This is a genomic window from Methylobacterium sp. J-048 (assembly GCF_022829515.1).
Lineage (GTDB): Bacteria > Pseudomonadota > Alphaproteobacteria > Rhizobiales > Beijerinckiaceae > Methylobacterium.
The window spans coordinates 82,330-94,532 of record NZ_JAKSYL010000243.1 but is presented as its reverse complement, the minus strand read 5'-3'; the positions used below and the strand labels follow the sequence as shown (position 1 = coordinate 94,532).

The 12,203-nt window shown below is 64.2% G+C and carries 7 protein-coding genes, 1 tRNA gene and 7 pseudogenes; 8 read left to right on the top strand and 7 right to left on the bottom strand.

The window, feature by feature from the left end; translation table 11 throughout:
* Window positions 1-90 precede the first annotated feature (90 nt).
* The 4 genes and pseudogenes from MKL09_RS24660 to MKL09_RS24645 all read left to right on the top strand — a co-directional run.
* Window positions 91-810, top strand: a pseudogene (locus tag MKL09_RS24660) (FAD-binding protein); the annotation flags it as partial.
* 26 nt (window positions 811-836) lie between these two features.
* Window positions 837-1,070 carry a ferredoxin family protein gene (locus MKL09_RS24655; RefSeq protein ID WP_244024627.1) on the top strand — a complete coding sequence of 78 codons (234 nt, stop codon included), beginning with the start codon at window positions 837-839 and terminating at the stop codon, window positions 1,068-1,070.
* Between the two features lie 5 nt (window positions 1,071-1,075).
* Window positions 1,076-2,029: a HEAT repeat domain-containing protein gene (locus MKL09_RS24650; protein ID WP_244024626.1), complete on the top strand. Its 954-nt coding sequence runs from the start codon at window positions 1,076-1,078 to the stop codon at window positions 2,027-2,029.
* A gap of 162 nt (window positions 2,030-2,191) precedes the next feature.
* Entirely contained in the window at window positions 2,192-2,419 is a 228-nt protein-coding gene (locus MKL09_RS24645; RefSeq protein WP_244024624.1) for a transposase, read from the top strand.
* Window positions 2,420-2,694: 275 nt separating this feature from the next.
* On the opposite strand, the pseudogene MKL09_RS24640 reads toward MKL09_RS24645, so the two are convergent.
* The 6 genes and pseudogenes from MKL09_RS24640 to MKL09_RS24615 form a co-directional block, all read right to left on the bottom strand.
* A pseudogene (locus MKL09_RS24640) lies at window positions 2,695-3,546 on the bottom strand (methyl-accepting chemotaxis protein); the annotation flags it as partial.
* Between the two features lie 753 nt (window positions 3,547-4,299).
* Window positions 4,300-4,560 (bottom strand): annotated as a pseudogene (locus MKL09_RS24635) (IS5/IS1182 family transposase); the annotation flags it as partial.
* 77 nt (window positions 4,561-4,637) lie between these two features.
* Window positions 4,638-5,845: pseudogene (locus tag MKL09_RS24630) on the bottom strand (IS3 family transposase); the annotation flags it as partial.
* A 106-nt stretch (window positions 5,846-5,951) separates the two neighbouring features.
* Window positions 5,952-6,569: pseudogene (locus MKL09_RS24625) on the bottom strand (tyrosine-type recombinase/integrase).
* Between the two features lie 137 nt (window positions 6,570-6,706).
* A complete protein-coding gene (locus MKL09_RS24620; RefSeq protein ID WP_244024622.1) occupies window positions 6,707-7,615 on the bottom strand; it encodes an amino acid ABC transporter substrate-binding protein in 909 nt (302 codons plus the stop codon).
* A gap of 47 nt (window positions 7,616-7,662) precedes the next feature.
* Complete coding sequence (locus MKL09_RS24615; protein WP_244024620.1) at window positions 7,663-8,985, bottom strand: aspartate aminotransferase family protein; 1,323 nt, start codon at window positions 8,983-8,985, stop codon at window positions 7,663-7,665.
* A 119-nt stretch (window positions 8,986-9,104) separates the two neighbouring features.
* Between MKL09_RS24615 and MKL09_RS24610 the strand changes: the two genes are divergently transcribed.
* The 4 genes and pseudogenes from MKL09_RS24610 (at window position 9,105) to MKL09_RS24595 (ending at window position 11,634) form a co-directional block, all read left to right on the top strand.
* On the top strand, window positions 9,105-10,091 hold the full coding sequence (locus tag MKL09_RS24610) for a LysR substrate-binding domain-containing protein (protein WP_244024618.1): 987 nt from the start codon (window positions 9,105-9,107) through the stop codon (window positions 10,089-10,091).
* A 247-nt stretch (window positions 10,092-10,338) separates the two neighbouring features.
* A pseudogene (locus MKL09_RS24605) lies at window positions 10,339-10,476 on the top strand (IS3 family transposase); the annotation flags it as partial.
* A 31-nt stretch (window positions 10,477-10,507) separates the two neighbouring features.
* Window positions 10,508-10,618, top strand: a pseudogene (locus MKL09_RS24600) (IS5/IS1182 family transposase); the annotation flags it as partial.
* A gap of 167 nt (window positions 10,619-10,785) precedes the next feature.
* Window positions 10,786-11,634 carry a metal-dependent phosphohydrolase gene (locus tag MKL09_RS24595; protein WP_244024616.1) on the top strand — a complete coding sequence of 283 codons (849 nt, stop codon included), beginning with the start codon at window positions 10,786-10,788 and terminating at the stop codon, window positions 11,632-11,634.
* Between the two features lie 481 nt (window positions 11,635-12,115).
* Here the strand turns inward: MKL09_RS24595 and MKL09_RS24590 are convergent.
* Window positions 12,116-12,192 (bottom strand) — tRNA-Met (locus MKL09_RS24590).
* Between the last annotated feature and the right edge of the window lie 11 nt (window positions 12,193-12,203).

The window sequence follows — 12,203 nt, the reverse complement described above, 5'->3', positions numbered from 1 at the left end:
GCTGGAAAGGAATTGCTATCGCGCGTCGGTCCTTCGGTCCCAACGTGGCCCGTCCGCGACCAGACCGATGACGGATCCAACCATGTCGTTCCGGTGGAGATGCATATCTCCGAGATCGGCTTCTGCTCCGGCCACTCGGCCTCGGGTGTCTGGGTGGACGAGCAGGCCCGCACCACCATCCCCGGCCTCTACGCGGTCGGCGACATGGCGAGCGTGCCGCACAACTACATGCTCGGCGCCTTCGTGAACGGCGGCATCGCCGGTGCGGACGCCGCCGCCTATTGCGCGGCCACGAGCCTCCCCGAGTACGATGCCGGCGACCTTCTGGTCGAACAGGAGCGCGTGCTGGCGCCGACCCGACGCGCGGACGGGCTGACGCCGCACGAGATGGAGTTCAAGACCCGACGCTTCGTCAACGACTACCTGGAGCCGCCGAAGGTCACGGCCAAGATGGAGCTCGGTCAGCGCCGCTTCGCGGAGATCCGGGAGGATCTCGACCATCTCTGCGCCCGCGATCCGCACGAATTGCTGCGCGCCCTCGAGATGCAGACGATCCTGGACTGCGCCGACATGGCGGCGGCGGCCTCGCTCTACCGGACCGAGAGTCGCTGGGGCTTCTACCACCTGCGCACCGACCATCCCGAGACCGACAACCGCAACTGGAATTGCCACACCGTCCTCTACAAGGACGCGAGCGGCCGGATGGCCCACGCCAAGCGCGCCGTCGATCCCTTCATCGTGCCGGTCGCCGCAGCAGAGATGGGCGCCTACCACCAGCTCCGCGTCAAGACGCCGGCCGCCGCCGAGTAAGTCACCCGTCTATCCAGGGACATCCCATGCCGATCATCACTCAGGCCAAGAGCGCCGCGGTCGTCATCGACGACGAGAAGTGCATCGCCGAGAAGGGCTGTCGCGTCTGCGTCGATGTCTGTCCGCTCGACATCCTCGCGATCGATGAGAGGCGGCAGAAGGCGTACATGAAGTACGACGAGTGCTGGTATTGCATGCCGTGCGAAGTCGACTGCCCGACGAACGCCGTCAAGGTGAACATTCCCTACCTGCTGCGGTGAGCGCCATGCCCGTATTCGACAGCTTCGACGACGATCTCGACGACTTGGCCGAGCGGTGCACCGATCCCGATCCCGGCATTCGCCGCGTGGCGATGATGGACCTGGCCGAGGCGGTGGGACTCGAGGCCAAGGTGCTGCTGCTGAAGGGGCTCGCCGACGACGATGCCACGGTCCGCGCCGCCGCTGCGAAGGCCCTGGACGAGCATGACGGCCCCGACGTGGTCGAAGGTCTCGTCCGCTCCCTGGAGGATGCGGATCCCGCGGTGCGTCGCACCGCCGCCGACACGCTGGCCGAGAAGAAGGAGCCCGCCTGCGGTCCGCTCCTGATCGCGCGGGCCGGCCATGCCGATCCCTTCGTGCAGGCGGCTGCCCTCCGGGCCTTGCGCGAGCTGGTGCTGCCGGACGCGCTCGCCGCGGCGCTCGAAGCGCTCCGCAGCCCCTGGCCGGAGGTGCGCCGCGAGGGGCTCGGCGTCGTCGGCTATCTCAAAGCCGAGGTCGCGCTGCCCGCCCTGATCGCGACGGCGAGCGACGCGGATGCGGGGGTGCGCCGGGCCACAATGGCGGCGCTCGTCTTCCTGCGTCCGGGCGGCCCCGGTGTCGCCACGCTGATCGCCGGCCTTGATGACGCGCATTGGCAGGTGCGCGAGGAGGCCGCGATCTCGGCCGCCAAGATCCGCCTGCCCGAGGCGGTCGAGCCGCTGATCGCCCGCCTGGACGATCCCGTCTGGCAGGTGCGCACCAAGGCCGCGAACGCCCTCGGCCGGATCCGGGCGGTGGCCGCCATCGAGGCGTTGGGCCGCGCGCTGGGATCGGACGTCAGCAACCTCCGAAAGGAGGCCGCAGCCGCCCTCGGCGAGATCGCCGATCCGCGCGCGCTGCCCGCCCTCGAAGCGGATTTCGACGATCCCGATCCGGATGTGCGCAAGCTCGTGCGCTGGGCGATCGGGCGCTGCCGTTAACCGGAGCCAACAGGACTCCATTCCCTTGATATCGAAGATGCTGTGGCGATGAGCCCGCCAGTTGTTGAGACCACAACCTCGGACGTACGGTCATGCGCATCTGTTTCGCGACACGGGACTGCAAATCTTGCGCCGTGCTGCACGCGCTCGGAGCGCTCCCTAGTGACTCCGCGTTTGCGTGAGGAACGCGAGGCACTCGTCGCGGCAGGGGCACACGAGGGCCGGCGGGCGTTCGCGGCCGATCGGCGGCGAGCCGGCGTCGGGGCCACGCTCTCGTGCGAGGTGCGGGCGATGGGCCTACGCCGCAGTCGCTATCTCGGCGTGGCCAAGACGCACCTGGAGCACCTGCTGACGGCCGCAGCGATCAACCTCAGCCGCCTCGCCGCCTAAATAGACGACGCGCCCGTTGCCCGAACCCGGCGCCCCGCCTGCACGCGCCTCATGGCTCAGCCGACACGCGCATAGGTGTTCGCCGGCAGTATCCAAACCGGGGCAATCCCACACAAGGTGAGTAGCAGCCACGCCGCCACCGTGCCGCTCTCACGCCGAGATCCATCAACCCGCCTGTACCGGAAGTGAGTCAAACCCAGGCTTCGACGCCGATCCACAAACGTCTGTCTCAGGCGCCCACGACGCCTGATCCGGAAAGGGCGCCGAACCGCGGGTTAGGCGGCACGCAGCGTATTGAGAAAGCGAGCGATTTCCTCGGAGAGGTGCCCGGACTGGTGCGAGAGTTCGCTGGAGGCAGACAGCACTTGGCTGGCCACGGTGCCGGTATCTCTTGATGCGTGGGCCATACCGGCGATGTTGCTGGTAACCTCCCCGGTGCCGGTCGAAGCCTGGGCCACGTTGCGCACGATCTCCTGGGTCGCCGCTCCTTGCTGTTCGACGGCCGCAGCGATGTTGGTGGTCACGTCGCTGATCTCCCGGATCCGGCCCGTGATCGATCCGATGGCCGACACCGCTTGATCTGTCACCCCTTGGATCTCGCCGATTTGCGCAGAAATCTCCTCGGTCGCCTTGGCAGTCTGCTTCGCCAACTCTTTCACCTCGGCGGCGACCACCGCGAAGCCGCGACCCGCGTCACCGGCACGCGCTGCTTCGATCGTCGCATTGAGTGCCAACAGGTTGGTCTGGCCTGCTATGCTAGAGATCAGCCCGACCATATCTCCGATCCGCGCCGAGGCTTGGCACAGTGCCCCGACGAGGGCCGCGGTCCGATCAGCCTCGCCCACGGCAGTCTGAGCCAATCCCGCCGAACCCTGAACCTGGCGGCCGATCTCTCGGACGGAGCTGCCGAGCTCTTCGGCCGCGGCGGCCACCATGCTGACGTTGGAGGCCGTTTGCTCGGCGGCTGCAAATACTGTGGACGACTGTTCGGCGGTTGCCGTCGCGGTTTTCGTCATCGTCTGCGCAGCGGACTGCAGCTCTGTCGCGAAGGACTTTACAGATTCGACGACCTTGCCCACCGTTTGATCAAAATCTTTAGCTATGTTTTCGACGTATGTTTGTCGCTCCTGTTGCAGTTCTATTCTCTTTGAATCTTCAACGAAAGATACGCCAAATCTGCGGCCATTAATAATTAGCAGCTTGCAGTGAATGTCGACTTCAAATTCTGATTTGTCGTGCCGAATAAATCTGAGAGTTCCCTGTGCCCAACCGTTCAGGTCCAGGTGCTCCACGAAGGCGCCGGCCAGACTTTCGATCGTCAGCCCGTCACCCTGATCATGGGTGTAGTACGACAAAACCGGGATATTCGTCAGCACACCGACAGAATCGGCGCGCATCGCATCCTTGAAGCTGTTGTTGGCATACACGACGTTGAACGTCGGGGAATCCCTGTCGAAGACGTGAATGGCGCAAGACATGACGTCAAGAATTTTCGCGTAATCGTGCTGCGAAAACAGATCTGGCTTGTTCTTGTGCGCGAGTTTGGCGAATATTTTCATGCGCTTGCACTTCAGCGTTTTGTACAGATAAGTCGAAAACGATCTAAAAGTAATTTGTTAAAAAATTCACTCACTTCTCGCCAGGTGCGGCTTCAAAATTTGAATCTCTACGGTTCACATTCTGGAGATAATGGCGAGGCTGATCGAACGTTCGTAATGGGCTCGACACCGTCGACCTTCGGTTGCCAAGCAGACGTCAGATTTTTCGATTTTGCTTCCCTGGACCGGACAGTTTGAAACTCACCGAGACCGTATAACAATGCAGATTCCTTAGGCTTGGGGTAAACACCTGATTCGCATCGCGGATCTAAGGCGCGGGTCTCAAGGCCGGATGACCGCCATCAGCGGACCGACCCCGAAAATCTGGATCATCCGCTTCATGGTGTACACCGGAACCTGCAGGCTCATCGCGGTCCGGACCTTGGCCAAGGTCCGGGTCAGGACGTGGGTGGCTCCCATCTAGGCCTTCAGGGTGCCGAACGGGTGTTCCACGGTCTGGCGACGAATCTTCATCGCGTCCGGCAGTCGGTCGAACCGCTCCTACATCGCGTCGAGCACGCCCTCGTGCACCCAGCGTTTCACCGCCGCGTCTCCGCCGGCAGCGTGACCTGACCGGTATTTTGGACCTGGCTAGCCGCGAGGCTGCTGCATTGTAGCGGCATGGATAGCCGGAAGGCCTGATCCGGGAAGCTGCCAGGCGCGGGCGGCCGATAGCCCAGCGACAAATGCGGTCGGATGCGGTTGTACGTATTCTGCCGGAGGCCGATCACGATCCGTGCCTCCTTCAACGAGTAGAATATCTCCTGGCGCAGGCACGCGTTGCGCAGCTTGCCGTCGAAGTTCTCGCAATACTCGTTCTCTCACAGCGATCCCGGCACGATGTACTGGATCTGTGGCCTCGTCTTGGCGACCCACTTGCGCAGCGCCTTCGAGATCATCTCGCTTCGCGGTCCTTCGGTTCAGGGCCATTGTCGCAGCGGATATTCTCCGGGATGCCGTGCAGGCACATGGCCTCTGCCGAGGCCTCGATCACGCCGACGCTGTTGATGCGGCGAGCCATCTTCAGCGCGAGACAAGTTCGGCTGTCCCTTCGACAAGCTCAGGGTGAGGTCGTCGATCAGCGTCAGGATGCGCAGGCTCCGGCCGTCATGGGTCTGGGCCTGTACGAAGTCCAAGCTCCAGACGGGGTTGCGGTGGAGCGGCCGCAGGCGTTTGCCCGAGCCGTCGTTCAGCCACAGGCGCCTGCGGAGCTTATGTCGGCTGGGGACCTTCAGCCCCTCGCGACGCCAGAAGCCCTCATGGTGAGCCTGTCGAACCATGAACCCGGTCCTTGCTCACCTGCCAGCCGTCCGCCTGCAGCAGCGCGGTGACACGGCGGTAGCCATAGCGCCCGTTCGCGGACGCCAGGGCAACGATGGCTCGGGTCAGCCCATCCTCGTCGGCCGGCACGGGGGGCACGGAGCGCTGCGTGCCCCGGTGCTGGCCGACGATCCGGCAGGCTTGACGTTTCGAGAGACCGTACGTCTCCCGAATGCCGTCGACCGCCTGCCTGCGTCGCTCGGGGGCTACAAGTTTTGCTGGCGTTGCCCTTCGGGTCCCGAGGCGACGTCCGCCAGAACCTGATTCTCCAAAGAGAGGTCCGCCGCGATCCGACGAAGCCGTGTGTTCTCCCGCTTCAGATCTTTCATTTTCCTGGCCTGATCGACCTTCAGACCGCCGTACTCCTTACGCCAGCGGTAGTCGCCTTGCTCCGAGACATTCGTCTCTTGCACGCGACGGCGATGCTCTTGCCTTGCGCCGTCTGCACCTCGTTCTGGCGCAGCGTCAGAACGACCTGTTCCGCGCTCGACCTCTGTCCTCGCTTCATCCCCAACTCCTTTGGTCCAGGCTGATCCTCTCAATCAGCCCGGTCCAAAGCCAGCGGGTCAGGTCAGACCTGGGTGCAGCGGCCTTCGACGCCGCCGCGGTGATCGTTAGATGTCGGTCGGCTCGGACATCATCAGCGCGTCATCTGCTTTTATGCTGAGGTAGCGCACCGTGCTTTCGAGCTGCGTATGCCCCAGCAGCAACTGGCAGGCCTGCAAGTTGCCCGTCCCCCGGTAGGTCAGTGCCACCTTCGTCCGGGGCAGGCTGTGTGTTCCATAGCCTGCCGGGTCAAGGCCAATCAGCGCCACCCACTCATCGACGAGCCTCCCATACTCGCGTCGTGAGGTGCTCGCCCGGCCGGCTACGGTTCGGGAAGAGCCAGTCACTCGTACGAAGCTCGCGCAGCTTGAGCCAAGCCGCCAGCGTCTCACGGGTCGTTTCGGTCAGCTCGAACGGGACTGGTCGTCCGGTCTTCTGTTGCACGATGGTAGTGCGTAGGCGAACGCCGTCGCCAAGGTGGACATCGGCACGCGCAGGCTGACGAGGTCGCAGCTGCGCAGCTTGCTGTCGATTGCAGTGTTGAAAAGGAGGAGGTCGCGTGTGCGGCCCTCGTGCTGCAGACGAGTGCGGATGGCCCAGATGCGCTTAGGCTTGAACGACGGCTTGGGGCCGATGGGGCGCCCGAGGTTCCAGGGCCGGCGCGTAGCCTCTATCGTCGCTGACATGATGGTACTCCATTCGAGGAGCCATCAGCATCCCTCTCCAAATGGCGATTCGCCCCCGCTGCAGCGTGCCATAATCGGACTTTGGTGACCGGCCCGAAACCAGATTTTCATCTGCACGGTCTGGTCGGATCTTACACTCAGGGTTTCAGTGCGTCGCTCGGGTTCCTCACGCGGAACTGCAGCGCTTCGCTCATCGGCAGGTCCAGGTTCTGTCCGGCCGGTGGAATTGAGTTGAGGAACCACTGCTCGTACAGCTTGGCGAAGGTGCCGGAGGCCATCTGCGCCTTCAAGGCTCCATCGACGAGCGCTTTGAACTCAGGATCGTCGCGCGCGAGCATGAGGCCGTAGTAGTAGTTGGCGCCGGGCGACGCTGGCAGGAACGCTAACGCTTTAGGATCCAAGGCCGTCGCCCGTGCGCCAGCGAGTAGAACATCGTCCTCGCACCACGCCGCCGCTCGGCCGGTGCGCAGCATCAGCAGCGACTCAGCGTGGTCGCGCGCCTGGAGAATCGTCAGATCGAGACCGTCCGCGGCGTTCAGCTTCTGCGCCAGAAGCATGTTGAGCGAGCCCTGCGTGATCACCACCGTGCGGCCCCGTAAGCCGTGCACATCTGCGATCCCGGACGCCCGCAGGGTAAGCCAGCGCGGCTGGCTGACGAAGGTCGCGACGGAGAAGGCGACCTGCTTCTGCCGCTCGGCGGTGTTCGTCGTGCTGCCGCACTCGATATCCACCGTGCCGTTCTGGAGAAGTGGGATCCGGTTCGAGGCGTTCACCGCGACGAAGGCGGTCTTCAGCTCCGGCAGCTTGAGCTCTGTTCGGACCCGCTGCGCCACAGCGGCGCAGAGATCGAGCGACATCCCGACAGGCTTCTGATCCGGACCGAGATAGGAGAACGGGATCGACGCCTCGCGATAGCCCAATGTCAGTGTGCCCGAGGACCGGATCTTCTCGAGCGTCGGGCTTGCAGCGATCGCCGCCCCGAGGCCGGAGACGATCGCGAGGGCTGACAGGGCCGGACGGAGAGCACACGCGAGCTTGGGCGTCATGAGGGCGTCTCCAGGCGACAGGACATTGGATCTAAAGGCGCTCGCCTTCAGGCGGTGCCGCCGGCCGCGATCTCGTCGAGGCTCTCGCGCAGCGCCGCCTCGAGGATCTCGACGGCCCGGTCGATCTCATTGGTGGAGACTGTGAGCGGGGGGGCGATCCGCCAGACCGAGCCGCGTTCGGGCCGGCGACGGATGTTCATGCTCAAGCCTTTCTCGAAGCACTTGCGCGTGGTCAGAGCGCCGAGCGCATGCGCCGGGCTGCGCGACACCCGATCCGTCACCAGTTCGACCCCGATGAGCAGGCCGAGCCCACGCACGTCGCCGATCACCTCGTAGCGCTGCTGCAGGTCTTCGAACCGGCCGCGCAGATAAGCGCCCATCGCGTTGGCCCGGTCGACGAGCTTTTCCTGCTCGATCACCTTCAGAACCGCGAGGCCGACCTCGGCGGTAAGCGGGTCGGAAACGTGGCTGGTGTAGTAAGTGAAGTGCTTCTCGTAGATGTCCGCCTCGATCGCGGCGGTGGTCGCGACGGCCGCGAGCGGCAGGCCGCCGCCCAGCGTCTTCGACATCGTCATGATGTCCGGCACGACGTCGAAGTGCTCGGCTCCGGTGCGCGTGCCGATCCGACCGAAGGCGGTCTGCGCCTCGTCGAAGATCAGCAGCATGCCGCGGGCATCGGCAGCCTGTCTGAGGGCGACCAGGAACGAACGCGGCGGCACCAGCACGCCGCCCGCGCTGATCACCGGCTCGACGATGATCGCGGCGCCCTTGCCCGCCGACTGCATGTCGTAGAGCTTCAGCGCGAGATCGAGGTTGGCGAGCGCCGCCGCCTCCTCGTCCATCCCCGGAAAGTAGGGGCGGTAAGCGTTGGGTTCGGGGATGACGAACACGCCGGGTGCGGGCACGCCGTAGCCCTTGCGGTCGCTGGCCATCGAGACGGAGCTCGCGCCGCCGGTGATGCCGTGCCACGAACCGCCGAGAGCCAGGACCTCGTACCCGCCAGTGTACATCTTGGCCATGCGAAGGGCGACCTCGGTCGCCTCGGAGCCGGTGTTGACGAAGATCGTCTTCGTGAGGTCGCCGGGCAGCCAGTCGCGGGCCAGCACCTGGGCGAGCTCGGCCACCACTTCCGGAATCATCCCGCTGAAGAAGTGGAACGCCTTCTCCCCGGCCCGGTGGACCGCCTCGACGATGGCGGGATGGTTGTGACCGATCGTGGCGCACATCTGGCCGGAGGTGAAATCCAGGTATTCCCGTCCCTGGCTGTCAGTGACGACGGTGCCCCGGGCTTTCGTGAAGAGGTTCGGGAAGGTATCGCCGCCGTAGCGGACCAGATGGTCCTTAGCTGCCGCCTCAAGGGATCCGCTCATCGTCCGCTCCATCGGCAGGGTGCCGGAGTCGAGCCGACTCCGAAGCAGCGCTCGTTGCGGCCTTGGTTCCGGCACCGGCGTTGCGTGGTGTCGGCAGTACGGTTAGGTCGGAGGTGCCGATGCGCGCCAACGCAAAAAACTCATCGGCCGCTGAGGCTGGCTCACCGACAGACCCGGGGCGACGCAGGACGCCGCCGCTGCGGGCGCTCGCGGCGTTTGAAGCCGCCGCCCGGCACGGCAGCTTCGCGAAAGGCGCCGAGGAACTGGGCGTCACGCCTTCGGCGATCAGCCATCAGGTTCAGCAGCTCGAGGACTTTCTCGGCCTGCCGCTGTTCCGACGGCGGGCGGGCCGTGCCTTCCTGACGGAGGCGGGCAGGACTTACGCCGCCGAGATCGAACACGCCTTCGGCGTCATCGCAGGTGCAACGGAACGGGTCGCCCCACAATCCCAGCACGAGCCCCTTGTCATCGCATCGGGGCCTAGCTTCGCGGCGAAATGGTTGCAGCCTAGGCTGCCGGATTTCCTCCATTCCCACCCCGAGGCGCGGATCCGTCTGTCGACGTTGTCGGATCGCGACGACATCGAGACGGAGCGATTCGATCTCGCCATCACCTACGGCCGACCGCCGCAGACGGCTCTGCGCGTCGAGCCGCTCCTGATCGAGCGGCTGCGCCCACTGTGCAGTCCCTCCCTCGCCGATTCGGTTGGGCTGTACACACCGCGAGACCTCGCGACCACGACCCTGATCCATTCCGCCAACGCGTTGACGTGGGCGCACTACCTGCGACGTGTCGGAGAACGGGACCTACGCCCGCGCAACGAGATGTGGCTGGACCGTTCAGTGATGGCGGTGGAAGCTGCGGTTGCTGGCCTCGGCGTCGTTCTGGAGAGCGAGGTCCTGGCGGCGGATGAACTCCGTGACGGTCGGCTGATCGCTCCCTTCAGGGATCATGCATTCGAGGTGGAGACGACGTCGTACTTCCTTGTCAAACCACGCGGTGTGAAGCGCGGGTCACTGGCAGGCCCGTTCGAGGCCTGGCTGAGGGGAGCGATCGCGGCAGAAAATCTCACTGCTCCGGCAGTCGATGCCTCAGTCGGCGGGTGAGCGCCATAAGCAGAGGCTGGCCGCCTGCCCAGAAGCGGACGTTCAGCATTCGGCTCATCCTCGTCGACGTCACGTAGCTCAACAGTTCTTGGAAGCTGACAAGACCCAATAGGAAGAAATCAACACCAGATCTGATTGTGGGGCGAATTTCACGCAGCTGATTGATGACCGGATCGGCAAACTGGCCTGCCCCCTGAGAAGCGGTCCTCCCTGAGGCATGGCTTTGAGCCATGTGGAGGATGTCTTCATGGGACGGAACAAGCATACGGCTGAAGAGATTGTTGCCAAGCTGCGCCAAGTTGACGTTTTGGTCTCGCAGGGTCGTAAGGTAGCCGAGGCAATCCGGTCTATCGAGGTGACGGAAGGTAGGTATTACCGCTGGCGCATCGTCCTTCGACAGGCTCAGGACGATGGCGATCTTCAACCGCCTTAAGGACTTCCGCCGGATCGCAACCCGCTACGATAAGCTCGCTCGCAACTACGCCTCGGCCTTAGCCCTGGCAGCTGTCATCGCCTTCTGGTGCTGATCGAGTCCAGACCCTAACTTCGAACCTGGGCCACCGAACGGGGGCAGGCCACTTCGGGTCGATCTCCAGCAGACGGTGGATCGTCTTGGCCTCGTGCCCGGTCTGCCATGAAGCTGATCGACACCGCAGGCCGTATAGGCGTTTGCTCGATTTGTGAGAGACCAGGCATGTTCGACGTGACGAAGATGCTGGCCGACGCGCTGGGCGAGCACCTCGCGCTCACCTACCAGCGCACCTTCGGCAGTCGTGAACCGCGTTTCGCCGAGGTGATCGAGGCGTCCGCACGTCTGACCATCGAGCGTATCGTCGGCAGCGATGCGCTCTACCACGACGGCGACCACACCGCCCTCGTCACCCTCGTGGCTCAGGACATCCTGCGCGGCCGGTTCCTCGACAAGGGCATCACGCCGGAGGACTGGCTGCACATGATCCTGGCGGCCCTGTACCACGACATTGGCTACGTGCGCGGTGTCTGCTCAGGTGACCGGGCGAACGCCTTCGTCATCGACGCGCAGGGCGCCACCGTCGGTTTGCCGCGGGGTGCCTCGGACGCGGCTTTGGCGCCCTACCACATCGAACGCTCGAAGCTGGCGGTGCAGGAGCGCTTCGGCACGCATGATCTTGTCGATGCGCAGCGCGTGATGCGGGCCATCGAGTTGACTCGTTTCCCCGTGCCCGCGGACGATGAGCACCGAGAGACCGGGACCGAAGCCGGCTTGATGCGTGCGGCGGACCTGATCGGGCAACTCGGTGATCCGCTCTATCCGCGCAAGTTGAACGCATTGTTCCACGAGTTCGCCGAGGTCGGCCTCGACGACCAGCTCGGCTATGCCAGCCCGGCCGACCTCGCGGAGCGGTATCCGGCGTTCTTCTGGGGCAAGATCGAGCCAGTCATCGGCGACGCGGTTCGCTTTCTTGATCTGACGGTCGAGGGGCGGAGCTGGGTGGCCAACCTCTACAGCCATGTGTTCGCGATCGAGCATGACCGCCGCCGCATGGGTCCTCACCCCGGCTGAGCTGCAGAAGTAGCTCTCAGCGATATCGGACATGATGAAGCGAGCGGCAGGGTTCACAGTCGCGCGCGCGAAGCCACATCGTCCATTGGTGTCCGGTATGAGCCGGTACAAGCCGCTTTAAAATGTGGGGCGAAACGTGGGCAGGGCGTACCCGGCGTTTCGATTTATCAAGCTACAACAAGTGCTTCCGCCACATCAGTGGCGAGACGGAGGGAATCGAACCGTCGTATCCAATTTGGAAAACGGGACGAGCGGAAAGTGCCGATGCGACCTGCCTGATGCCGTAAGCTCGCGGGCGGCCGACGTACCCACCGCCGTTGGAGCGGGTTCCGAATGATGGTCAATTGAGCTGAAGGAGTGAAAACACCCGCGCGAAGCAATGGATCTCGAGTGGTCCACGCACATCGACAACTGCAGTACCAAGTCGGTGCGGACTCACTACTTAATTCGTTCGCAGCGCCGAATAGCTCAATAAAATCAATGGTAGCGAGGGAGGGATTTGAACCCCCGACACAAGGATTATGATTCCTCTGCTCTAACCAGCTGAGCTACCCCGCCACAAGCCGCGC

Coding starts and splice junctions, on each gene's coding strand:
- MKL09_RS24655 (WP_244024627.1), top strand. CDS start 837: ATGCCGATCATCACTCAGGCCAAGAGCGCCGCGGTCGTCATCGACGAC.
- MKL09_RS24650 (WP_244024626.1), top strand. CDS start 1,076: ATGCCCGTATTCGACAGCTTCGACGACGATCTCGACGACTTGGCCGAG.
- MKL09_RS24620 (WP_244024622.1), bottom strand. CDS start 7,615: ATGACGCCCAAGCTCGCGTGTGCTCTCCGTCCGGCCCTGTCAGCCCTC.
- MKL09_RS24615 (WP_244024620.1), bottom strand. CDS start 8,985: ATGAGCGGATCCCTTGAGGCGGCAGCTAAGGACCATCTGGTCCGCTAC.
- MKL09_RS24610 (WP_244024618.1), top strand. CDS start 9,105: ATGCGCGCCAACGCAAAAAACTCATCGGCCGCTGAGGCTGGCTCACCG.
- MKL09_RS24595 (WP_244024616.1), top strand. CDS start 10,786: ATGTTCGACGTGACGAAGATGCTGGCCGACGCGCTGGGCGAGCACCTC.